Annotated in this window: 23 protein-coding genes; 9 read left to right on the top strand and 14 right to left on the bottom strand. The window is 64.4% G+C overall.

Features of this window, described 5'->3' with window-relative positions; translation table 11 throughout:
• Positions 1-428: 428 nt before the first annotated feature.
• Positions 429-2,429 (top strand): helicase HerA domain-containing protein, encoded by a 2,001-nt coding sequence (locus Acy02nite_RS23310; protein WP_203743879.1) that lies wholly within the window; start codon positions 429-431, stop codon positions 2,427-2,429.
• 62 nt (positions 2,430-2,491) lie between these two features.
• Positions 2,492-3,853, top strand: a complete 1,362-nt coding sequence (locus Acy02nite_RS23305; protein WP_203743877.1) for a hypothetical protein — start codon at positions 2,492-2,494, stop codon at positions 3,851-3,853.
• A gap of 50 nt (positions 3,854-3,903) precedes the next feature.
• On the opposite strand, the gene Acy02nite_RS23300 is transcribed toward Acy02nite_RS23305, so the two are convergent.
• From Acy02nite_RS23300 to Acy02nite_RS46625, 6 genes are all read right to left on the bottom strand, one after another.
• On the bottom strand, positions 3,904-4,929 hold the full coding sequence (locus Acy02nite_RS23300; protein ID WP_203743875.1) for a DNA adenine methylase: 1,026 nt from the start codon (positions 4,927-4,929) through the stop codon (positions 3,904-3,906).
• A 290-nt stretch (positions 4,930-5,219) separates the two neighbouring features.
• Positions 5,220-5,576, bottom strand: a complete 357-nt coding sequence (locus tag Acy02nite_RS23295) for a hypothetical protein (RefSeq protein WP_203743873.1) — start codon at positions 5,574-5,576, stop codon at positions 5,220-5,222.
• 148 nt (positions 5,577-5,724) lie between these two features.
• A complete protein-coding gene (locus Acy02nite_RS23290) occupies positions 5,725-5,934 on the bottom strand; it encodes a hypothetical protein (protein ID WP_203743871.1) in 210 nt (69 codons plus the stop codon).
• Positions 5,931-6,464, bottom strand: coding sequence for a DUF7662 domain-containing protein (locus tag Acy02nite_RS47755; protein WP_425548064.1), 534 nt, complete (start codon positions 6,462-6,464; stop codon positions 5,931-5,933). The genes Acy02nite_RS23290 and Acy02nite_RS47755 overlap by 4 nt, the downstream gene beginning before the upstream one ends.
• Positions 6,465-6,549: 85 nt before the next feature.
• Positions 6,550-7,230 carry a site-specific integrase gene (locus tag Acy02nite_RS46630; protein WP_239175117.1) on the bottom strand — a complete coding sequence of 227 codons (681 nt, stop codon included), beginning with the start codon at positions 7,228-7,230 and terminating at the stop codon, positions 6,550-6,552.
• Positions 7,215-8,024, bottom strand: coding sequence for a tyrosine-type recombinase/integrase (locus Acy02nite_RS46625; protein WP_239175115.1), 810 nt, complete (start codon positions 8,022-8,024; stop codon positions 7,215-7,217). The genes Acy02nite_RS46630 and Acy02nite_RS46625 overlap by 16 nt, the downstream gene beginning before the upstream one ends.
• 159 nt (positions 8,025-8,183) lie before the next feature.
• Between Acy02nite_RS46625 and Acy02nite_RS23280 the strand changes: the two genes are divergently transcribed.
• From Acy02nite_RS23280 to Acy02nite_RS23260, 5 genes are all read left to right on the top strand, one after another.
• Positions 8,184-8,477: a hypothetical protein gene (locus tag Acy02nite_RS23280; RefSeq protein ID WP_203743869.1), complete on the top strand. Its 294-nt coding sequence runs from the start codon at positions 8,184-8,186 to the stop codon at positions 8,475-8,477.
• A 319-nt stretch (positions 8,478-8,796) separates the two neighbouring features.
• Positions 8,797-9,279 carry a hypothetical protein gene (locus Acy02nite_RS23275; RefSeq protein WP_203743867.1) on the top strand — a complete coding sequence of 161 codons (483 nt, stop codon included), beginning with the start codon at positions 8,797-8,799 and terminating at the stop codon, positions 9,277-9,279.
• Positions 9,276-10,073, top strand: coding sequence for a hypothetical protein (locus Acy02nite_RS23270; RefSeq protein ID WP_203743865.1), 798 nt, complete (start codon positions 9,276-9,278; stop codon positions 10,071-10,073). Before Acy02nite_RS23275 ends, Acy02nite_RS23270 begins: the two co-directional genes overlap by 4 nt.
• A gap of 33 nt (positions 10,074-10,106) precedes the next feature.
• Positions 10,107-10,511: a hypothetical protein gene (locus tag Acy02nite_RS23265; RefSeq protein ID WP_203743863.1), complete on the top strand. Its 405-nt coding sequence runs from the start codon at positions 10,107-10,109 to the stop codon at positions 10,509-10,511.
• Between the two features lie 13 nt (positions 10,512-10,524).
• Positions 10,525-11,607 (top strand): hypothetical protein, encoded by a 1,083-nt coding sequence (locus Acy02nite_RS23260; RefSeq protein ID WP_203743862.1) that lies wholly within the window; start codon positions 10,525-10,527, stop codon positions 11,605-11,607.
• 270 nt (positions 11,608-11,877) lie between these two features.
• Here the strand turns inward: Acy02nite_RS23260 and Acy02nite_RS23255 are convergent, their stop codons facing one another.
• The 3 genes from Acy02nite_RS23255 to Acy02nite_RS23245 form a co-directional block, all read right to left on the bottom strand.
• Complete coding sequence (locus Acy02nite_RS23255) at positions 11,878-12,063, bottom strand: hypothetical protein (RefSeq protein WP_203743860.1); 186 nt, start codon at positions 12,061-12,063, stop codon at positions 11,878-11,880.
• 357 nt (positions 12,064-12,420) lie between these two features.
• Positions 12,421-13,056, bottom strand: a complete 636-nt coding sequence (locus Acy02nite_RS23250) for a hypothetical protein (protein ID WP_203743858.1) — start codon at positions 13,054-13,056, stop codon at positions 12,421-12,423.
• Between the two features lie 386 nt (positions 13,057-13,442).
• Positions 13,443-13,883: a hypothetical protein gene (locus tag Acy02nite_RS23245; RefSeq protein WP_203743856.1), complete on the bottom strand. Its 441-nt coding sequence runs from the start codon at positions 13,881-13,883 to the stop codon at positions 13,443-13,445.
• 272 nt (positions 13,884-14,155) lie between these two features.
• Between Acy02nite_RS23245 and Acy02nite_RS23240 the strand changes: the two genes are divergently transcribed.
• Positions 14,156-14,584: a hypothetical protein gene (locus tag Acy02nite_RS23240; protein ID WP_203743854.1), complete on the top strand. Its 429-nt coding sequence runs from the start codon at positions 14,156-14,158 to the stop codon at positions 14,582-14,584.
• 199 nt (positions 14,585-14,783) lie between these two features.
• On the opposite strand, the gene Acy02nite_RS23235 is transcribed toward Acy02nite_RS23240, so the two are convergent.
• From Acy02nite_RS23235 to Acy02nite_RS23215, 5 genes are all read right to left on the bottom strand, one after another.
• Positions 14,784-16,109, bottom strand: coding sequence for a tetratricopeptide repeat protein (locus tag Acy02nite_RS23235; protein WP_203743852.1), 1,326 nt, complete (start codon positions 16,107-16,109; stop codon positions 14,784-14,786).
• A 3-nt stretch (positions 16,110-16,112) separates the two neighbouring features.
• The gene (locus Acy02nite_RS23230; protein WP_203743850.1) at positions 16,113-17,951 is read right to left on the bottom strand and encodes an alpha/beta fold hydrolase; all 1,839 of its coding nucleotides are present in this window, start codon (positions 17,949-17,951) and stop codon (positions 16,113-16,115) included.
• A gap of 758 nt (positions 17,952-18,709) precedes the next feature.
• Entirely contained in the window at positions 18,710-18,916 is a 207-nt protein-coding gene (locus tag Acy02nite_RS23225; protein WP_203743848.1) for a hypothetical protein, read from the bottom strand.
• A 550-nt stretch (positions 18,917-19,466) separates the two neighbouring features.
• On the bottom strand, positions 19,467-20,357 hold the full coding sequence (locus tag Acy02nite_RS23220; protein ID WP_203743846.1) for a helix-turn-helix domain-containing protein: 891 nt from the start codon (positions 20,355-20,357) through the stop codon (positions 19,467-19,469).
• Between the two features lie 784 nt (positions 20,358-21,141).
• Positions 21,142-21,396, bottom strand: a complete 255-nt coding sequence (locus Acy02nite_RS23215; RefSeq protein ID WP_203743844.1) for a GntR family transcriptional regulator — start codon at positions 21,394-21,396, stop codon at positions 21,142-21,144.
• Between the two features lie 461 nt (positions 21,397-21,857).
• On the opposite strand from Acy02nite_RS23215, the gene Acy02nite_RS23210 reads away from it, so the two are divergent.
• Positions 21,858-23,276 carry a tyrosine-type recombinase/integrase gene (locus Acy02nite_RS23210; RefSeq protein WP_203743842.1) on the top strand — a complete coding sequence of 473 codons (1,419 nt, stop codon included), beginning with the start codon at positions 21,858-21,860 and terminating at the stop codon, positions 23,274-23,276.
• Positions 23,277-23,340 lie beyond the last annotated feature (64 nt).

Raw genomic sequence — 23,340 nt, 5'->3', positions numbered from 1 at the left:
ATGATGATCCGACTAGCGACGTTGATGGCGGCGTGCCACAGATCGACCGCACGCCCAACAGCACGCCATTCGAAAAACGGACTAAAATCACCTTTCGGGCAATATATACCAACACGCCCTTTCCCCTGAAGCGACCTACCTCCGAACAGCAACCACGCCGCTACAATCAGCGCCTCGATGAGGGTTCTCGATCGCAATCGATGAGCGGAGCTTGTTCCTGTGCATTCGATCTCCGGAAGTAGCCGCCGGGCTTGGAGCACTCGGCAAGAGCTGGCTGCCGGTGGCGATGGTTACGCTCTCTCGCGTGGCTCGGGGCTCACAGCAGAGCATCCTCTCTGCAGCTTTTGAGCTAGCTGGTCAGCAGGTTTTTCGACGAAGGGCGTCTTGTGGTGAGTCTCTTGCAGCGGGCCGCGAATAGGGCGAAGAGTATGAGCCCGCTCGCATCTCTCATCAATAAGGGCTGTTCGCCCATCGGCGGGATCTACCAGCTCGACTATTCCCGGGCCCTGGTACTGACCGACGATCACCGGAAGGGCGAGGCCGGCGGAGTTCCATTGGGCTGCTACCTGCTCGCCGTCGCGGGAAAGGCCACCGGTGAAGGATTCACCCTCGACGACGAGGAGATGATTCTCCTCAGAGTGCGAGGGACTGCGCCACTGCCGCATGAGGCAGACCTGGTCCAGACGCGGCTTGCGGTGGTACGCGACGCGACCAACAGCCAGCAGACCTTTGACGCTGTAACCGACGATCTGACACTTGACGAGCTGCAGCAGTCGGCTTTCGACTGTGAGGTGCTCGGGACGTTCTACGCTCCCGCGAACGGCGGGCCGCTCGAGTTCGGTGCCGACATCGACAACGTCACCTCTGCTGCACGTTACGAGGTGTTCCTGCCTAGCTCTGAGGTTCTGTCGTGGTTGGCTTCTTTTCCCGACACCGGCGGCGAAGACGAACTACCGCTGGGTGTCGTCCGCTTCTCCTCGACTCGCCGGCGGTCGGCGGTCTCCGGCACCGATCAGGCAGCAGTGCGAGTACATATCAGCGACTTCGTTTCCCGGAAGACAGCCGTTTTTGGTATGACGAGGACTGGAAAATCGAATACGATCAAGACACTCGTCACTGCCATTCATCGCTACGCGTCCGTTCGCGGCCAGCGTATTGGCCAGGTCATCTTCGACCCTCAAGGCGAATATGCCAACGTGAACAAGCAGGATGGAACCGGGCTACGCCGCCTAGGCGACGAAGCGACCGTTCGCATCTACCGATTCGGCGCCGACAACAGCGATCCGCAGATCCGGCCACTGGGTATGAACTTTTTCGATCTCGCATACTTCGATGTGGCGGCGTCGTTCGTCAACAGCTCGGTATTAGAGCAGTATGGCTCGTATGCCTATGTGAAAAACTTTACTTCGATCAACTGGGAAGAGCCACCCCGCACGAGCCCATCTGAGTGGGCCGCCTGGAGCCGCGCAAGGCTCGGATTCTATGGCCTGCTCAGCCTGTGCGAGTTTCGCGCTGATTCCTTCTCCGATTCCAGTGCCTCACAAACGGGTCCCGAGATCGAATTCGTGTGGTCGAAGCAGGACTGTGACGAATTCGAGAGTGATCAACGCCACCGGGGAATGATCTCACGCCCGCCCGGCGGGGGAACTTACTACAAGATCCGCACTCCGCAGGCGGCCCGAGCCGTCACACTGTTCATGGCGAAGAAGGGAAGCTGGAACACTTCCAGCAAGAACGAAAAAGACGTCCGCCCCTTCGGGTTTATCGCAGAGGTACTTAGTAGGGCAAGCGTCAAGGCTGCGATCCGAACGTTGACGGAATTCCACACCGCTAACTCACAGCAGCGCGTTGAGGAACAGGTATGGGACGACATGACCAACGGCAGATTGTCTATCGTTGACCTGTCCTACGGTGCCGGCGACGCTCCCCGGATCATCTCCGAGAATATTGTCAATCACATCCTCAATCAGGCAAACGCCCGCTTCCGCAACGACGACGATAATGTCCGCCTCCAGGTAGTAGTCGAAGAAGCGCACAACCTCTTCGAACGAGGATCCAAAGAGACATCCTCTAATCCTTGGGTTCGCCTCTCTAAGGAAGCTGCTAAGTACGACATCGGCCTCGTCTACGCCACCCAGGAGGTTACGAGCGTCGACCAGCGTATCCTCTCCAACACTTCCAACTGGCTCGTCGCCCATCTGAACTCGGACAACGAGACCCGCGAGCTGTCTCACTACTACGACTACAAGACTTGGGCCGAGAGCCTACGTCGCTGCGAAGACGTGGGTTTCGTTCGAATGAAGACGTACTCGGGTAAGTACATCGTTCCGATCCAGATTGCCCGGTTCGATCACGACATGATCAATCAAGCTCGTATAGCGGCAGGGCTCACGCCGCTGGCAGCAGGACCGTCGGAGGGACGGGAATAGTGCCGTACCCAACGGAACGCGCTTCCCGTCTGGGCCATGTTCCTACCGTAAACAGCGCCGCAGTGAAGGCCGCTTTCCAACGATGGACAGTAGCCCAGGCAAAGCCTCAGGATAAAACGTCGGTCACCTCTCTGTGTGTCCCTGTCGAGGCGCTGCCGGAGGTTAATGGCGGCGCGGACGTCACCATGGCTATCACAGTTGACGGCTCAGATTCAGAGGTAGAGGCCACCAGGGAGTATCCAACGATCAAGGTCGGCTATATTCGGGTTGCCGGCTCGTTGCTGGACATCAATAAGCTGAAGTCAAGCCGCTCGAATGGAACCATTAATCCCATCGAGCTTCGCCGTTCATATGAGTCGTACGCCTTTGATGCGGCCCTCCCTGGCTCCGGTCTGGTTCTTCCCGGAAATAGTGGACGAGGAACTTGGCGAGTCGAGATCGACAGGTTCCTGCGGGAAAGCACTATCGATAACCGAAGCATCGACAACCCGGAGATCCCGGACCTCACGCTGGCCGATGCGCTACTCATCATGCACGGCCGGCCAGCAAGCCCGGCCAAGGACGCTCCTGTCCGGGTTTGTCCCTCCTGTGCGACTAAGTTCATCGCCGGCACCGAGCCCCGGGTGACACGCGATGGCGGCTCCTGCCCCAAATGCAAGGCGGACTTGTACTTAGGCGACGTACTCCGCACGCACGACGAGTACGTCGAAGAAGGGTCGAATCAGACATCGATGACCCGCGCCATGGTGATGGCCGAGCGACTCATGACTCTCGGCTACATGGACTCTTTCGTCTCCGAATACGACGACGCAGAAGAAATTCTCCGCCGAACCATATTTATCACCGACGGACCGCTGGCGCTGTTCGGCGCTGTGGCACCTCTCAAGCGGCGACTGACGGAGTATAACGCCGCACTGTACGAGTGGGGAGTCCAGAAAGGTCTAACGCTGCCGCTGCTGGTCGGAATCGAGAAGTCCGGACGATTTGTTGAACATGCGGACCTCATCAAGGATCTCATTCCGGTGAACCACGTGATGCACTTGACCACGAAGTACATCAATAAAATTACGGGCCGGCCGGAGAACCATGCTTACGGAGTCGACGAGTTCTATGGGCGTCGTTTCATTTATCGCACATCTTCCGGTGATCCGCTCGTTATCACTGTTCCGCCGAAATCCGGGATCCTGCCTTACCGAGGCGACGGCTCAGAGGACTTGTCCAGCTACCCGACACTCAGGGTCATCTGCGAGGTTCTCGACAAGGTGAGGACCCGGCTGTACCCCAACGCTCTCATCCCTGTTGCGCTGGCTCACAATGCCGCGTCGCTCCCACTTGGCGTTGGGCATTCAGTTCTGCGCGCGATGGCGCAAAAGGGGATAGGCCTTCCCAAAAACTCGCAGATTCGCTACCGATCGCCGTTCTAGCCGCTTGCCCCCTAAGTGCATCTAGCCTCCGAGAAGCGGAACAGTAGTGCTCACAGGTCCTTGAAGTCTTCTCCGGCCGGGAATTTCGGCAAAGTGGAGATGATCAGCTCGGACTTGAGGCCTCTACCGGTGCTGCCGCTAGCGGAGTACAGGAGTTGCACGAGCCGTCGCTGTATACGCCACCTCGGCGCTGTGGAGTCTTCTGGCTTTATCGTGGCACTGCCGTATAGCTCTCTGATGTCGGGGTGATCGTCGTACGACAGTACCCAGCGATACTTCGGTGAAGTGTTCAAATATTCGGCGAGCTGCTTATGGTCGAAGTCGCCGAATGCAGTGGTATAAAGTCTCGCAGCCTTGTCTACGTACGGTGGATCCAGATAAGAGACGACATCATCTGACCCATACTTGCCGTACGTGCTCGCGAATTTCTCGAACGTCGCCTTCCAGTCTTGCCGCCAAACATCTAAAAGTTTTCCTGATTCGTATAGGCTTCCAACTAGGCGGATTCTCTCCGCAAGCGCCGGCTTGTTGAATCTGCAGTTGATTTTATATTCTGACTCTTGCTTTCGGCCTCCGATAGGGCCCGCCCGGCCGTGCAGAATTCCTGAGAATGTTGTTCGATTGAGAAACAAGCATTTAACTGCGAGCTCAGGATCATCAGGCGACGAGGCGCTGTAACCACGCCAGTAGTCCCATCGTTCCAGTGTTACCGGTTCATCAAGCATTCTTTCTACGAGCCATTCAGGCCGCTTCGCCGCTGCGATCCAGAAGTTGCTAACCAGTGGGTCAGCATCGGCGATCAACGCATGCGGAACGACTCCGTCGACCAAGAGCCGCAGGGTGGTCGCTGCACCACCGGCGAAGGGTTCCAAAAACACGGCCGGCCGCAGGGCATTCGCGCTCATAATTTCTTTTATGCGGCGCACCAGGGCACTTTTGGCTCCCGGATAGCGCAGGGGGCTCAGGTACCTCGTCGGGGCGTTACCCGGGCCGACGACCCTAGACTTGCTTCCCGCCGCTTGCGGCAGGGCGGCGAATCTCTTTTCTGGGGACCCTGGTCCCGCTTCGACGTCCAAGTACCTAGCCCCTACGCCTCGATGACATAGGTGGCATCATATTATATTATGCCGCTTGTTCGTTCACCGCGGTAATAGCTTTTTGCGCCACGCCGAGATGTTCAGGATGGCACGGACGGTGAGCGCCTCATTGCTCTTCTCGATTCTCGCGGATCGCTTCGTATGCCCGTCAGCGCACCGGCAGACCAGCCGGGATCAGACTGAACGCCGCCAGTGCCGCCTGAGTCAGGCGCAATGCACGAGGCATGGTCGACGCACCACAAGCGGCATTCCGCGCACAGTTGGCCCGTCTATGGTGGCCAGATCCGCACCCCATGCGCGCGGAACCGCTCGGGATCGTCGAGGATCGTCTGCCAGTTGCGCCGGGTCAGCTGCAGCTCGCCCTCGCCCCGCGAGTGCCGTTTGCCCAGTTCGGCATGGACCGCGCTGAGCTGCGCGATGGGCAGGACCAGCACGCCGGTCACGGTGAACGCCTCGAATAGCACCAGCGCGTAGTACGCGACCTCGGGATGTGCGTGCACGGTGTGCTCGTTGACCCAGCCGCTGGCCGGGTTGGCGAGGTACTTCACCTGCACCTTGTCACCGCCGTGCAGCGTCAGGTCCCAGTGCGCCTGCACCCGGCTGACCGCGAGCTCCCCGCCGAGCAACGCCTGGACCAGGTTCTCGCTGATCTGGCCAGCGGATCCCGGTTCGACGCCGGCAGGCCCATCGCGTCCAGCATGAGCTGGCGCGCAGCCCGGTAGACGCCCAGGGCCTCGAGCAGGGTGGCAAGTCGCTGCGGATCATGGGCGCCGTTCATCCGAGATTCACGACCTGCGCCTGACCGGCCACCTGGGCATGCACGACGGCGGCGCTCTCGGCCAGCAACCGGCCAGCCTTGGCGGACAGGTCCAGCTGCTGCTCGTCGTCGCCGATCACGATGGTGGCGGACGTCGCCGTTGCCAACGCGACTGCCCGGCCACTGCCGAGGTGCCCGCGCAGCAGGACGTTGATCGGGGTGCTCATCTGCTGGCTGGGTCCGGGGTTGCGGTAGTTGCCGGACAACCGACGGTGCAGGTTCTCGCTCTCACCGATTTACACCCGGTCCGGTGGTCCGGTGAACGTGAGCCGGTAGAGACCGTGCGACGCGACCACGCGGGGAAACGCCGGCGTGCCAGCGCCGTCGAGCACCACGGCCCCGGCGACGGCCCACCGCAGCCGGACCCGGACGTCACCGGTGGCCCCACCGGGAGCTCCCGCGCCGGTGCCGACGCGGGCGGTGTGAGGTCGCGGCGGTCGGTGGCCAGGGGTGCCGAGAGACGACTGAAGCGAACCCGACGCCGGTCCAGGTACACCGGCTGCACCCGGTATCCGGCGGTGCGCCACGCGTGGGCCTGAGGGTGGCCGGCGTTGGCCCACCACTGTCGCAGCCTTGCGGAGGGCGGCAGGCCTTGGACCAAGGTGGCGATCTCGTCGAAGCCGAGGTCCACCTCCTTCTGGCCGCGGCCGGCGGCCGTGCTCAGCACGACGATCAACGCGTGATATTTGCTTGGCATAGCGTGGCCTCCCCGGTGACAGTTTGCGAGATCGCGCCGACGTGGGGGAAGCGCCGGACGGTCGGACTCCGCGGCCGCCGTCGGCTCAGGCGGCGGCGCGCCGTTTGGCTCTGATGCGGTCGGCAACGGCGTCGGCGGCGTCGTGGTGCAGGTTCTTGGTGACGCTCTGGTAGGTGTCGCGGGTCAGGGTGGTGGTGGAGTGGCCGAGTTGTTCGGAGACGACCTTGATGTCGACGCCGGCTTCCAGGGCGATGGTGGCGGCGCCGTGGCGTAGGTCGTGCAGGCGGATGGGCGGGAAGCCACCGCGTCGGATGAGCCGGCGGAAGCGCTGGGAGACCGAGTTGGGGTGCCAGGCCCGGCCGTCGGGGCGGACGAAGAACAGGCCGGTGTCCGGCCACGCGGCGCCGGCGGCCAGTTGCCACCTCGTTCGTTCGGTGCGGTAGGCGGTGAGCACGTCGACGGTGTCGAGGTCCAGGATGACGTCGCGGTTCCCGGCCTCGCTTTTGGGTTTCTTGTGCTGGAGGCGGCCGCCGCCGTGGGTGGCGATCTGGTTGACGATGCCGATCTCGGCCTTGCGGAGGCGGACCTCGGCGTCGAGCAGCCCGATGGCCTCGCCGCGGCGGGTGCCGCGGTAGGCCATTAGGTGCAGCACCGGGTGCAGGTCGGGCGCTGCGACGGCGGTGTACTCGAGGAAGTCGGCGAGCAGGTCGTCGGTCCAGACCATGACCGGGCCGGGGACCTCGCCGGTGGCTAGCCACCGCTGCACGCGTTCGGGTTCCCAGACGATCGGCCGCGACCTCGGGTTCGCGGTCTTGACCAGGGCGGCCGGATTGGGGATGCCGGTGACGATGCCGTGCAGCAGGGCGTCGTTGAAGGCTTTGCGCAGGGTGGCGCGGATCGGGAGCGGGTCGCCGGGCCAGTGGGGCGCCGTCCGGCGGCGCTGCGCCGGACGGCGGGGTCGGGGCTGTTCTGCTGGGCGAGCAGGGTGTCGTTGCGTTCGTTGATGGCGCGGATGAGGGTGTAGATGTGCTGCGGGCGTAGCTGGTCGAGTGGCACGCCGCCGAGGACGGGGATCAGGTGGGTGGCGATGTGGCTGGCGTAGGTCCGGCGGGTGTTGTCGTCGACCTCGATGACCGTGATCCAGTCGTTCAGGTACTCGGCGAGTGTGGGTGTGTCGGCGAGCGGGTCGCCGGCGCGCAACCGCCGACGGACGGTGTCGGTGTCGGTGTCGGGTAGGACGCCGGTGGTGTGGCGGCTGGTTTGGATGAGGTCGCCGATCGCGGTCCGCTGTCTCTTGTCTCGGCCGGCGAGGCTGTGCAGCAGCGCGACCTGGTCGATCTCGGCTTGGGCGTCCTGACGGTCGGCGAAGCCGGTGCTCGGCCGCAGCTGGCGGCGCTTGCCGTCGCTGGTCGGGGGCAGTTCGAACTGGTAAGCCCATTGCCCGTGGGTGGGGCTGAAAGACCGGTTGGGCCGGCGCAGCTTGGGGCAGTGACGCAGGAGCGCTCTGCCTGTGTCGGGGTCCTTACAACGGCAGATCTTGAACGGAACCGGGCTTGCCATGTCGGTAGCTCCCTATCGTGCGGTGGAGGAAACGCCTTCACTTACGGCAGGTGGCAACCGGCAGATCACGGCAGGCGCCTGAGCTGCGGCACCGGCGCCCGTGCCACCATGGCTGAGTCGGATCGGCGGGGCGATCGTTGACCATCGGTGACTGCACGCATGCCGATGCTTGAGCCTTCACTGCCGCTCGCACGGGTCCGGGTTTACACGCTTGCGGAGGTAGCTGAGCTGACCGGAGCGAGCCTCGGGCAGCTTCGCGATGACTGCAGGGCCCGACGTCTCACCCATTTTCGGCGCGGCCGCACGATCGGTATGACGCTTGCTCACATAGAGGAGTTCGTTGCGGTTCACACGATTCTCGCCGCCAAGATCGCCGCTATGTCCGAGCTTGAGGAGGTGGTCATGATGAGCCGGCGCAACGCCCGGCGCGGTACTCGTTGGCGGGCCGCGTGAGAAGTCCTCTCGATCCCGAGACCCAGCGCCTCGTTGACATCGCCGTGGCCGGGGCACCGCCGCTCACGGCAGAGCAGATTGCCGTACTGCGACGCATCCTGACGCAAAGTCGACCAACCACCTCGGAAACCCGGCCTGACCCCAACCAGCCACCAAGTTGATCACTCGTTGAACCGATGGGGTCACGATCGGTGTACTATCCGGCGAGCCTACCGACGATAGTTGTCGATCTATGGGGGTCCCGGTGGGGCAGCTAGCTGCACAGCTCGAACGGATCAGTGTCGAGGTTGCTTCGCCCGATGGCCTTATCCGCGCTGGAGTGCAGGGACGACTTCAGGTGTCGCTGGCGTTCCAGCAGCGCTCCTACGGCGGCTACGACGACGCCGCGCTAGGTCACCAACTCGGCTGGCTGGCGACACTCGCGTGGGTGCGGTATCACCGGGAGTACGCGGAGATCGAGGCAGCCTACCTGGACGGCTACGAGGCCGACCGTGACGCGTCGGACCGGGCTTTCGAGCAGGAGGCTCAGGAGCTGACCGTCACCGGTGTCTCGCCCGGCGGCTGGGTCAGTATCACCAGCCGTGCCCTGGCGACGTGGACGGTCACCATCCGCAGCGGCGCTCAGCGGGAGCTGACGCAGCAGCGGTTCATCGGTGAGGCGCTGGCCGCGTCCGCCGCGGCGATCAGCGTCTACCGGTCGTCGCGGGCCCAACTGCTCGACCGTTACTACGACCTGTCGGCGGGCCTGCCCCCGTGGCGGCGTGGCGTGACCGCCGGCGATCGACGTTGGGAGCGACGATGACTTCCCCTTCTTCCACGACCGGGCGGCGCTGGTGGTGGATCGCTGCGGCCATCGTTGTGCTGGTCGCCGCCGGTGTGCTGTTCGCTGTGAACCGGGGTGACGGGAAGCCGTCTGCCGGTGACACGACGCCGCCGCTCGCTGCGAGTGCCGGGCCGCGGCCGTCCCGCAGTGAGCCGGCGTGTCTGCCGACGGTCATCGAGGCTGGTTTCGCCGTCGTCGGGCAGAGCGTGCGGTACGGCGTCGTGGCCCGCAACGACTGCCCGGAGGCTGTCATCAACGCCGCCGTCAAGATCCGGGTGGTCGATCCCTCAGGGAATCCGGTGGCCGGGACCGACGAGCAGCTGCCGGACCTGGTCGTCCTGCTGCCCGGGCAGCAGCTCGCCGGCGCGGGCCGTTTCTACCTGGACAAGCCCGGCAAGGTCGGCAAGGTCGAGGCCGCCTTCGCGGCCGCGACACCGGCGCCGACTACGGCGTTCGCCGCGTGGCCGCGCCAGGTCAGCGTCACCGGTGTCACGGCCGGCGCCCCGGACAGCCACGGCCGGTCGACCGTGACCGGCCGGATCACCACCGACCCGGCCAACACGGCGCTGTGCTCCCCCACGGCCAGCCTGATCCTGCGCGACAGCAACGGAAAGATCATCTACGGGATGACCGGGCAGATCCGGGACGACCAGGTCAGCTTCGAACTCGCCGTGCCCAAGGCCACCGATCGCAGCACGATCAGCGTGGCGATCGCCCTGGGCCAGCCGGCGCTCACCCTCGACTCGGTACCCACCGCGGCCTGCACCGCCTGACCCGCACACAGCCGACGACACGGGGGAACCATCATGGCTGACAACCTCACCGCGGACATCAACGAGCTGTACATCATCGGGCGGATGTCACTGCCGATGATGGGAAACATCTACGGCAAGGTCAACAACGCCGTGGCGGCGACGGCCGACAGCGAGCAGCCCGCCTTCACGGTGACAGCCGGCGGACCGCCCAGCCAGATCACGTCCCTCTGGCAGAGCCTGCGCGACGACCTGCAGAACATCCTTGGTCACAGCGCCGAGAACCTGTTCAGCGCCGGGCAGACCGTCATCCACATCGCCGACCTGTTCGAACAGACCGACACCGACTCCGGCAAGGCCCTGCTCCAGTCGTACTGGGCCGGCGGAACCCCGCCGAGCACCGCCGGGCAGGAACACATCCCGGCTGAGGAACCGCCCGCGATCCGGATCACCAGGTAGGGAGGAACCTGTCATGGCCGACGGATACGTCTACCGCAGCTTCGCCGACCTGCACGCTCTGGGTCAGCGCGTCGTCGACAAGGCGGCCGAGGTCGTCCTCTGGCAGGACGACTCGTACAGCCAAGCCCAGCAGGGCTCCATCAACGACTACACCAAGTCCCAGACCCCGGGCATGGACACCGGCAACCCCCACTACGCCGCGCCGAGCTCAGGCCGTCCGGAGGACAACGCCAACGTCCAGGAGTACGTCCGCCAGGCCCTCGCCGACGTGCCCGGCTACTTCACCGCGTTCTCCGTGCCCGACCCGGACAGCATCAACGCGTCGCTCACCGGCCCGCTCTACCGCACCGCCGGAACCCTGGTCCCGAGCCTGAAACTCACCCGCAAAGCGGGCGGGCAGCTGTCGACCGATTCCCTGGCCGGCGCCGACGCGGCCGGTGAGACCATCGGTCAGCTCGTCGGTCACATCACGACGATTCACATGAAGTACTGGACCGGCGATGCGGCCAACGCGTTCTCCGGCTACTGCGCCGCGTTGGCTGACGCCGCCGGGCTGCAGCATCAGCTCGCGACCAGCCTCGCCGAGGTGATGGACGCCCACCTGGAGATCCGGCGTCGGCAGCTCACCGACATCTGGACCATCGGGGAGACCACCATCAAGGTCCTCGACTCCCTCGACCAGTGGTGTATGAACCGCAAGAAGAGCACACAGACCGTGTTAACCGTCGTCGGCGCGATCGCCGCAGTCGTGGTCGTCGCCGCCGCCCCAGAAGCCCTTCCTGCCGGCTCCGCGGTCGCCGCAGAGGCGATCCAGTCGCTCGGGGCGATCCTCGGCACCGTCCCGGACAAGAAGGACGAAGCCCTGTCGATCAGCGGCGCCACCGTTCAAGCGGTGATCCAGTCGATGACCGACGCCATCCATAAGCTGTATGAATACATCGATCGGCAGGAACAGCTGCTGGCGCAGGCCCTCGGCGCGCTCCGAAACGCGACCGATATGTACCGCCAGATGCTGCTGGTCCCATCACCGCGCGAATTCACCGCACTGGCCGGCGCTGATATCGACACCGTGCGAGGGGTGTTCTACGACCGCTGACGCACCGCCGTCGGCGGCAGGGCCGAAGCTGACATCTGCGGACTTTCTGTGCGCACCTCCTCCGATCGTCGCCGCTAGTCACCCCCAACGCCGTGGCCAGCGGGCGGGGTAGCGCTGACGGCCGCTCCTCGGCACTCGGCTTCCTCCACAAAGTACTCCTGCAGACTGTTACTTGTCCATGGTTCACCATGGTTGTCTTATCCTCTGTCCGTTGGCGGACGCGTACGGACGAACGCGGGTCTGCAGCGACGGCCTGGCGACTTCGAGTCTTTAGGGCCCGCCGAAATAGATGGCGAGGAAAGCGAAGCCGATCAGCGACCGCAGCCGGATCTCGTCGAAAGTCATTGGCTGGACGGCCTTGCGTGGTTTCGGTAGTCGGCCGACGTCGCGGACCGGGTTAGCGGGGAGCGCCCCGTGGCGGACGGCCAGGCCGACGGTGGCTTCGCGAATGGTCATGTCGCCGATGGCGGGCAGGATCCAGTAGTGCAGGTTGTTGGTGTAGTAGTCGACGGTCTGTTGCCCGATCCGGTTCTCGATGAGGACCTCGTCGATCCAGATCGCCCCGCAGCGCCGTGATCTAGGCGAATTGCCTACTTAGGATGGGTGACTGAGTGACCGCCCGTGCCCGCTCGCGGCCCTTGTTGATCTCGGTTACTGGCCCGCTAATGGCCCGGGATCGTGGCTGACTCGGCTGCCTGCGGCCCGTCGGCCTGCCGCTCCCGGTGACCACCTGTCCCGGTGGCAAGCCGCGAAGCGGCGCGGCAGCAGCCGATCGCCGGAAGCACCGGAGCCGGTGACCACCCGCGGCGATCGTCAGGGCCGCTCGGCGAGTGGGGATTCGTTGCCGCTGGGCTCCACGATGTCTCCGGCGGCCTGGATGGCGTCGAGGAACCGACGGAAGACGGACCAGGGGAGTGCCCAGTGCCCGTGCATGGTGAGGGTCACGTGATCGGTGGGCATCGGGACGAACGGGCCGGACTCCGGTGAGGCGTCGGGGATCCGGACCTCGATGTAGTTGTTCTCAGGGTTGTCCGGGTCGACCTCGTAAAGCTCGTAACACCACGAGTCGGCGTCGCCGTGGTGGAACTGGTTGACCTCGAACCGCCGGCCGTCGTGTGACCAGGTGTTGAGTGTCAGGGGCAGCGCAACTGCCTCGCTCGACAGGTCGCGTCCCTCCTCCACCAGGTCGCCGCTGGATTCGAGAAGGTGGATCAGCTTCCCGAGGATCCGCCAGGGCAGGACGCCGCCATCGGCATAGACCACGACATGCTCAGGCGGCGTCGGTGTGAACGGTCCGTCCGGGGTCGCGTCGGGAATCGATATGGTGAGGTTCGGTCCGGCGCCTGGTGGTTCGTCGAGGCCACGCAGCTCGTAGTACCAGGCATCGGCGGGGACGCTGTACATCGAGATGACCTCGTACCGGTTGCCGCCGTGGGACCAGATCTCCATCGCCGGATGATCGCAGCCTCAGCCCAGCTCGCCGAACGGTTTCCGTGCTGGCCGGCTCGCCGGCCGATGCCGGCCGGAGGCCGCCAGCAGGCCGAGCGGGCCGGCCGCGCCGCGCTCGCGCGGCACCTTGATCCAGAAGAGACGAATTCGGCAGCGACTTCTTTGCTTTGCGATCGACCATATGCGGATCGACTCCCATACTGCCAGGACGGTGCCCAGCCAAGATCGCTGACCCGCAAGCCGCTGACCTGTATCGGCGCGGTTCAAGGTACCGTCGCTCCCCGCTGCCTACCGCGAACGACCGGTCTGTCTGGCACGGATCTGGCACGCGGTCCGGCAAACGGATCATGTCCAGCAAGGCAGCCATCGGCGGACGAACCGGGCAACTACTTGAGTCCGATCCCCCGGCGCCTTGCCTTGATCCTGCGACCATCACCCAAGTCGACCCATGCGCGGACCCGCTGATACGGCAAGCCCTTCTGCTTGCAAACCTGCTGAATCGCGTCGGTTTCCATGTAGAAGGACACCTCTGCGCCGGCCTCCAGGCGATGGGGCAACGTAGGAGAGATCGGTAGCGGGCGCGTCATGAAGATGTTGCCAGCCTTCCGACCGGGCAACTGGTAACCCCAGTTGGTCACGCTGACCGCCATACGGCCTAAGTTGCGAGCAGTGACGTTGGTACACCAGATGCCCTCATGACCGACCAGCGCCTGGTTGACCGTAGCTCGAATCAGCGCACCGGATCTACGCCACGAGACAATCTGCCAGCCGAGCGACACGGTGCTCATGCCGATCGCGATGATCGACAGCACTTCAGCGGTCTTCATGCTGGAGAGGATCTCGCGGAACGTGACAAGAACCGAGGGACGTCCGATATAGGCCTTAGGTCGCGTGTCGACCCCTTGGCCCCCAAGTAACTCATGATCTTGAATGAGCGTAATTGACGCTGGGCTGACATGCGAACTTCAACCCGCAATCGGCCATGGGTGTCCGGCGTAGTCACCGGCGGTTGCCACCCAGTTAGTCACCCATCTACCCTCGGCCACCCTGAGCCGAGAACTGACTGAGGGCCTTGCCGGAGGCTCGTACGCTTGTCCCCGTGATGCGACGAGATCCGAGTGAGGTTGTTGCAGACCTACGTGAAGTCGAGCGGCAGCTGAATGAGGCCTGGAAAGACATCTCCACGTGGCAAGTGCATATTGGACCGGTCAAGGTCAACAAAGTAATGACGTCAAGGAGCTGGTTCCTTGTTCTCGTCAGTGTCTGTGTTTTCGCCTTCGCTGCCGGCGTGGCCTTAACCTTAATAAAGGAAACGAAAGAGCTTGGCATTGCGCTCGTTGTCGGTTCAATCTTCGCCGCTGCTTCGTTCCTAGGTCAGGTTTGGACGGTACAAGTCCAAAAGGAGCACCAAGTCTCCGGAGACCTTTGGGGCGCAGAACAACGGCGTCACCTACAGCGACTCATCGAAGCAAGAGAGAAGCTCGTCGACGAGCGCGACGCGGCCAGCGGTGGTGCCGTACGCGGTTGACCGTCGGTCGCGAAGCCAGGAAGCGTCTTGCCGTGGCCTCAGCTTGGAAGGCTGCCTCGCGGGTTGGTCGGTATCGCGAAGTGTGCCCGGACTACGCGAACGCCTTGTTCATGGGCTCGGCAGCAGGTGCGATCACTGGAGATGTCGAGTCAGGACCGCACACCGTAGCTAGTTACGCCGGCGGCCATCGTGCGGCCTGCTATGAGTCAGCCTGCTGCCGGTCGGAGCGGTGGTGTTTGGCGCCGCACGGGCACCGGACCTGGTCGGGGCTCGCTTTGCCGGCGCCGGTTGGAGCTTTCCTGACCCGGAGAAATGTGATGGCGCGGTCGGCGACCGCGACGGTCTGCCGAATGAACGCCCTAGGCGAACGAATGGCCTCGGCGGTCAGATAAACCCGCCCGGCTCGGCTTAGAACGGCCGCGATGGCGAAGGGTTTGCGCTGCCGCAGGCGTACGCGAAGCATCTCCGCCAGGAGAATCAGCTCCACGCGGGCGGCGCGTTCAGAGCGACTCGAGGCGATGGCCAGACTGAGGGACCGTACTGCGTCGTCTACCTGGCCGGCGCGAAGATGCCAGCGGGCCCAGGTGCCCTGAAGCAATTGCAGCCCGTTGCTGACCTGACCGACCGCCTTGAACAGTTTCTCGGCCTCCTCAAGGTGGTATTGCGCCTCATCGAGGTCGCCATGGTCGACGAGAACCTCGGCCACCCGCTGATGGTAGTAGCCGTGCCCGGTCTTGAACTCGCTAGAGAGCCTGCTCGCCTCGATGTAGAGAGTGAGCGCGCGATGGTATTCGCCCTCGTCGGCGGCGATTCGGCCGAGGAAATGCAGCGCATTCCCCACGGCGCGCCGAGCCGACGTGGAGTCCGGGTGGTCACTGCCCACCCGGATGGCCTCTTCGAAAAAGCGGCGCGCGGTCGCCGGTTCGTTGTAGTAGTGAGCGAGGCCGCACGCAGCATTCCATTCTGCCCGGAGATCGGACAGAGCGGTCTTGGCTACAAGCGGCCGGCATTGGTCAAGGACGGTGAGGGCCTTCGGGTAGTCGCTCAGGTCGGCGTGGAATCGGGCCTGGAATAGCATCGCCGACGCTAGTTCGCGGTCGTCTTGCGCACTGCTGACGGCGCGCTCGACATAGGCGTTCCGGACGGCGTCGGTGTTGGCATAGCCCGCTCGGAACTGAGCCGCGAGGAGATACAGCTGGGTCGTTCGTTCGCCGCGCCTCGCGAGGACATCGATGAGCCGGACGGCGGTCGAGAGAAGCTCCTCATGGTCGCGGAAATCTGGTCCGGGTCCGACGGTCAGCATGGTCGTGATCGACCGTTCCACCAGGTCGGCGAGCATGGCGGTGTCGGCATGCTCACTGACCAGCAGGCCGGCCGACAACAGCGTGACGAACTGGGGAAGTTCGCCCGGGTCCGCAAATCGGCCGGGATCGGCGACAGCGTCCTTGATACGGGGCGGAAACTTGCGGTGTGCCGTCTCCTCGAACAGACGCGCCCAATTCCTAGTGGCGGTAGTGTGGCTCATCGGTTAATGTCGCCCACCCATCTGCGTAAGTGGGCACGTGTATTCGTACAGAAGACTGTGTATGGAGTAGCGCGCGTTTAGATTGGACGGCCGCACCAGGCCCAGCCGGCACGCGGCTTCCAGCAGTTGCTCGAATTCTTTCTCGGTCGGCGCCAGCTTCTCGGCGCGCAGTTCTTCGTAGGTCATTGAGCCGCCTCGAGCGGTGGCGCAGAAGGCGAACAGCAGGTTGAGGGTCTTCTCCTCGGAGAAGCGCCGGCTGAGCTCGTCGAGGGATCGATCGAACAACCAGTTGCGTACGGCCTGGCCGAGCCCACCACGTGACGCGTCGGTCAGCTCGTCGACGATCCGCCGCAGCGCCTTTCCACTCGCCACGTAACTCAAGGTGACGAGCTTGATGAGGAAGGGGTTGCCCTCGGTGGTCCGGAAGATTACCGACAGGTCGTCGTCGGTCGCGCCGCCGAGATCTGACGAGCTGCCCTGCGCGTGGTGCCGGACGAGGTCGTACGTCTGCTGCTCGGTGAACGGCCGCATCTCGATGTTACGGACGTCGAGGTCATCCGCGGCCGACTTCCACCGCGTCGTCGCCACGATCTTATGGGGTGGGCCGAAGCCCAGCCGGCGCAGTCGCCCGATGAGTTCGTCGGCGGCCGAGAGGAACTCCAGGTTGTCCACGACCAGCAGGATCCGAATCTGGCTTAGCGAGCTGGCTAGGAAGGTTTGCAGGCTCCCTTCCCAGAGCGCCTGGTTGGGCGGTAACGGACAGTTGAGCTGACGAGCGACCATGGAGAGCAGGTCGTGCCAGTAGATCGACTCGACCGACCGGGTGCCGGCGTCGGTGGTGGAGAAGCGGGTGTTACGGGCGGACGCCCACACGATGTGAGTGAACGCATCCGGCGGCAGAGCGCGCAGGGCGGCGTAGGTTACTGCGGTCTTTCCCAGCCCGCCCTCGCCCCACACCGCCAGCGCCGAGCTCGCGCTGTACGAATCGTCCGCTATCTCAGTGACGAGCCGGTCGAGCGTCCGCTCGACGTGGAGCAGCTTCTCGGGCGTGATCAGGACGTGTTGTTGCCACGCCGGTACACGCTCGGCGCCGCCCGGGGTGGGCACCCGGGCCCTATGCACACTGGCGCTCTGGTCGGAATCGGGGCGTAACTTCAGGAGTTCATGCTTGAGAGTCGTGAAGGTCCGGTGCCGCGCGTCCTTCGCGCGAATGATCGTGAAGTGGTCGCCCGGCAGGACACCTCCGTCCGGGAACGGTCCCCGGCCGGAGGCCGGTGGCACCACGCCGTCCGATTCGCCGGCGTACGCCTTCATCTCGATCGGACAGGTGGTCGGCGAGACCTCGCGCGCGTGGACGATCCCGGTGAGGACGGCCCGCTGCGCTCTAGCCACCGCATCATCGAGCGGCCTCAGCTGTCGTTCCTGAGGGTTGCGTGGCATGAACCAGCGCCGGGCGGACAGCCACAGCTGTGAGCCGTTGTTCGGGCAGGCCAGCAGATGGATCTGCTGGATGCGCTGCAAATCCGGAGCGTGGCCCTCGCTGATCATTTGTTGCAGGTAGCGCTGCGCGATCAGCCCACCCTGGCTGTGCGTGATCAGGACGAGTTCCGGGAACTCGCCCGCCTCGACGGTCAGATAGAGCCGCAGGCTTTCGGCGATGTCGTCGAAGTTCGGTATCCGGCGGAGAAAGTACGTGATGGGAGGCGTCGAATATTGGAAGGTCAGCGGCTCGGCGAAGTTGAGCTGGGGGTCACTGCGGATGAGCCCGACTAGATGGCGCCACGTGTCGGGACCGGAGACGAAGCCGTGGATGAGAACAACTCCGACCTTGTGTGGATCCACTCGGCCCTCCACGGGCGAATCGGCATGCTGCGGAAGTCGCAACTGGAGTGTGGCGTGCCACAGTCTACGGTCACCAGACGGCCATCGCCCGGCAGCCGGACGAGTCTTAGAACCGATCGCGGTGCAGGCCGTGGGGCACGAGAGTGATGGCGGCCGTCGGTGTCGGCTTGGAAGCCGGGATGTTGCTCAATTCGATCTTCCGTTACGAAAGCCTTGCCAGACCCCGCGGGAACCCGTAAGCGACAACAAGGTTGCCTACGCTTCATGTGCAGCGTGTACCTTTCGGTCGCTCGCTGTTGATTGATGGCGAGTGCATGGCAGCGGAAGCGAACGGCAGGCATCACAAACTATTGCGAGGGGCTGGAACAGCACTTTCTCGATGGGACAAGCCCAGCCCGGCCGGGAAGCGCTGGAAGCTGCCTTCGACGACCGCGCCGTGGATCGGCTCGACGGTCGGCGGCGCGCCTTGTGGTCTGTGCTGCCGCCGATTGGGCGCGGCACGGCTTGATAGCCGGCTTCGGGCTTATGCACGCTGAGGAGACTTCAGCAGCACAGTGTGGGATGGTAAGCGGCCGCAGAACCAGGAAATGGCCCCGCATAGCGGCGATGCCGTCTACACGTGGTTTACCCTTCTCATGCAAGATGCTGTCCGGACTCTCCGGACAGCATCAGCGCTACCGCTTGAGACGGAGAAGGACCGTGCGTCAACACGGCCCCTCCCCGAGGGTCCACACCCTCACTCCCGGATGAAGCGATAGCTAGATGCGCCGGACAAGATGCATCAGCAGGACGAGGGCCTCAGCAGCGTGCTGGGCGCCCTCGTTTTGCTTGTAAGCAAAATACAAGGCGGCCAGTTGCAGCCCGCCTTCCGTGATCCTCCAGAGGTCGTCCGTCGGATCTCGGCGGTCGGCTGCGTCGTGCTCCTCATGCTCCTCATTCCGGTCGTGTCGCGCTTTGCCACCCATGTGCCCTCCCGGGCCGCCGGCTTGCGGGCCGGTAACCGGAGACGCCACGGCGGTGACGTCCTAGGTTCGTCACCGAGCAGGGGCTCGGGCACTTGGTGACATTGCGGTAGGCAGACGGTACATCTCCACCCCGATACGGACTACGAGAAGGGTCTCGGGCCGGAGGCGTACCTACTGCCGGTGCAGATAGTCGCATCCTTAAGTCCCGCCGCCCAACTGCCGCGGTGGACAAGTTTCGCGAGGCCTGTGGACAGGACGCCTCTCCGCTGTGGACAACTTTGTGAGTGCCTCACTGAACGCCGGTCTAGATGCCGTTCCAGCAGGGGTTCTGGCGGTTCCGTCGGGAAGTCCCATCCTCCGACCGGTATCCGACCGGAGAGGGCACAGGCGGATTCAAGTTGCCGCGGCTACCGTCGCGTAACCCGCGTTACACCTGCATCGGATCTAAGTCAAACATGGCGGATGACTTGCGAGCGCATTCCTTACCGCGAGCATCAACCGGGCGAGTTGCAGCCGTGAGAGTAGCTTGCCGAGCCACACAGGCGGGACATCAATCGCGCAGTTTGTCCGCGGCCTCTGCAAGAAATGCCTGCGTACCCGAGGGCTCCCTGGCCACGTTAGCGATCTCGCAGAAGGCCTGCCGGTAGGATTCGGACCCGGCGGGATGATCGAAGAACTGAGCGCTGTCGATCTGTTCGAGGTATACGACCTCTGACAGGAGCTGTCCGCGTAGGCGCAGGATTGAGAACGAGTTGCTGCGGGCAGCTAGTGCGCCGCGTTCCACGACTTGAATCTGGACGTTGAGTGTCTCAAGGGCACGGCTCAGGAAGGCGATCTGTTCTCGCATGATGCCTGGGTCGCCGAAGACGTCGTCGAGCGCCGCCTTGTCGATCATTGCCCACAGGATGCGCGTCTGGTTGCCGGCGGTGCGCTTCTTCAGAACGGCTTTCTGGCGGTGCATGCGGATATCGACCAGGCGGCGAATCTGGGTCTCGTCGGTATAGCGGCAGCGGATAACCGCCTCGGCGTACGCCTTGGTCTGCAGTAGCCCCGGGACGAAATGACGTTCGTAGGTGCGGATCAAGGTGGCGGCGGACTCGAAGACGAGGTACGAGCAGTACCACTCGGGCAGCAAATGGCCACGCTTCCGCCACCACTTAGGCTCGTTGAGCCTTGCGTTGAAGCCCAGCAGCGCTAAGCGCTCCTCGCGGTCGTCTTCGCCGTAGAGGTCAAGAAGTAGGTGCAGGTCGTCATCCTTCACCGTAACTTTGCCGCCTTCGATACGACTGATCTTGGATTTGTCGCAGACCAGATGCGCGCCGGCCGCCTCAAGGCTGATCCCGGCGCGTTCTCGGAGGGCGTTGAGCTGGCGGCCGAATATCGCCTGAGCGGTTTCCGGGCGGCCACTGGCCTCCGGTTGCGGAAGCGCGATCGAGTACACGTGTGACTCCGTGTTGTGTTCGCCGGAACGGCGGTCGAGGGAGACTAGGGAGATGCGGCCGGTTGGCCGAGCGGCGTGCAGCACCCGAGGAGCGATCAACACCAGGACTTGCCCTGGACGAGGTTCGCCGGGCGCCTTCACCCAGCGCTGATTGCCGCGACCCGCACGTGCCAGGCGAAGGAGGCGCCGGCAGCCCTGGGAGCTAGCGGCGCCGACCCCTCTGCGGAGACGGAGACGTGCGGCTGAGTGCCGACGGAGGCGCAAAGGCCGTCGCGAGAACGGACCGGTTGTCTGGCGCGTCTGCGAATGCTGGCGTGAGTCTCGGTCTGGCACAAACGTATGGTGACCACCGATCGACGTATCTGCAATGGAAGATGCATCGGTGCATGCACATGCAGATGCACGTGCAGCGGTGAACCTGGCTTGATCAGGCCAAACTCCGCCGATGATCGCCTATGCGACAACACCAGGAGGCCCCGCGACACCGCCCTAAAGAGTGAATCGGACGGCGTTCTTGTCAGGCCTTGGCAAGCCCGGTCCCGACCGCTCATCACCCTGGGGCCACCACGACCCGCCCATCCGAACGGTCAAGCTTTCCGACACCAGCTCGCAACGCGAGCCCGCTCGATCCTTACTGGTGCGCTGGCCACAATCCGACTCACCAGCATGTCGAGCGCGCAAAGGCGGCCCAGATCAGGCGCGCTTGCCGGGTCGAGCACTCAAGCGACGCTTGTGGGCTACGCGCACCCACTGAGGCAATTCGAGGACCCCACGAACCAAAAGGCTAGTGAGCCGGCGCCTGGCCGTCAGTGGAGGCCGCGACATAAGTGCCACGGCCGACGACGGTGATCACAAGGCCGCGTTCCCGGAGTAACTGGATGGCCTTGCGTGCGGTGCCACGGGCCACGCCGTACTCCTGGACCAGCTGATTCTCCGAGGGGATCGGCCGATTTGGCAGGAGCTCGCCCGTGTTGATACGTGCGGCTACAGCGTCAGCCACCTGCACGTAGAGCGGGGTCGGTCCTTCGTGGTCGATCACCTGTCGACCATCGCACTCAACTGAGAGCCATGATTGTTAAGGGGGAACCATGGTGTTCCATGAACAGGCATGGTGAACCGGCGTACCGTCGGGTTATAAAGCGCAAATAGTGCATCGCATGGGCTTCCTCGAACACGCTGTGTGCGGAATGCCGTGAGCACCGAGGGCGAATCGGTCGGCCCAGGCGACGTTTCAGCGGGGCACGATCGCCATCAGGGATGTGGGCAGCCCGCCACTCACGGCTTCTTGTGACAACGCCGCCGACCGCGAGCAGTGGCGCACACCCGCGGGGATTCGACCTCACGGGCTCGGCACGAGGTCGAGCCCGTGAACTTCGACGCCCCACGCCACGGTGTCCGACCAGTCCGCCGACGGCCGGCACAGACATACCGATCCGTTCGCGCTCGACATCCCAGCCGGCCGAACCCGAAACGAGGACAACCAGAACCACGGGGGACGACATGACAACGACCAACGGAATCTTCAAGAAATGTGGATGCACCGACAACACGACGGGACGGCGCTGCGCCGAGCGCTGCCCACGTCTGCCGGAACCGGGTCACGGCAGCTGGTACTTCGCCTGCTCGACCCACGACCTGCTAGGCAACGTCGAACGGATACGTCGCGGCGGCTACCCGTCCGAAGAAGCCGCCCAGCAGGCACGCGACGCCCTGCTCGCGATATCCCTGGAGGAACGCACCGGACAGAACTGGACCGTCACCCGCTGGCTGCGCTACTGGCTGACCACCCGCACCCGGATCCGGCCCACCACGAGAGCGCACTACACCCACGACATCGACCGATTCCTGATCCCGACCATCGGCCACCTGACCCTCGCCGAATTGAATCCCCGACAGCTGACCGCCGCGTTCGCCGCGATCGGCAAGTCCACCAACCGGCACGGGCGGCCCAACACCGTGTGCACCCTGCAGCACGTGCACACGACGCTGCGAGCAGCGCTCAACGCCGCCCTCCGGGACGGCGTCATCCTCGCCAACCCGGCCACCCGGGTCGAGCTGCCGGCCCGTGACCGTCCCCGCGCCGAGGTTTGGACCGAGCCCCGCGTCGCCGCCTGGCGCGCCACCGGCGAGCACCCGGTCGTCGCCGTCTGGACAGCCAAACAACTCGCCGAGTTCCTGCACTCGGTACGCCACGACGGCCTCTACGCGCTCTGGTGGCTCCTCGCCCTGCGCGGGCTACGCCGCGGCGAGGCCGCCGGCCTGCGGTGGACCGACATCGACCTCGACCACGCCCAACTCACCGTCACCCGGCAACGCACCACCGCCGGATACACCATCCACGAAGGACCGCCCAAGTCCGCGACCAGCCGCCGCATCGTCGCCCTGGACCAGCACACCGTGCAGGTACTCCGCCTGCACCGACGGCGCCAGGAACGCCACCACATCCGGCGTGACGCCGCCGCCAAGCCGTACCTGCCGAGCGGCTACGTGTTCACCCGCCCCGACGGCGCCCCGTTCCACCCCGGCTACTTCACCCAACGCCTCCAACTGCTCATCGACCGCGCCGGCCTGCCACCGGTCCGTCTCCAAGACCTGCGCCACGGCGCCGCCAGCCTCGCGCACTCCGCCGGCGCCGACCTCAAGACGATCCAGGACCTGCTCGGGCACTCCAACGTCGCCCTCACCGCCGACGTCTACACCAACGTCCTGCCCGCCACTCAACGCCGAGCAGCTGAGGAAACCGCCCGGCTCATCCTTACCGCCGGCCGGACGAGACGAGTCTGCCCTGTGCTCAAGCGCACCATGGTCCGTCCGCGAACACGTTTGTGCGGCACTCCGGCCGATGTCGTGGCGACCCGCAGTCGCGCCGCACGCATATCCGCTGCGGCAAGACGAAGCTCTCGCGAACATGTCATGTGAGCGACCGCGCGTCGAGGTGGGCGGAGGCTTCTCCGCGCACTTCGATCGTCACGCGATCCGAAGG

This window comes from Actinoplanes cyaneus (assembly GCF_016862095.1).
GTDB lineage: Bacteria > Actinomycetota > Actinomycetes > Mycobacteriales > Micromonosporaceae > Actinoplanes > Actinoplanes cyaneus.
Note: the sequence above shows the minus strand (reverse complement) of the source record. Positions and strands in the feature narration are given on the sequence as shown.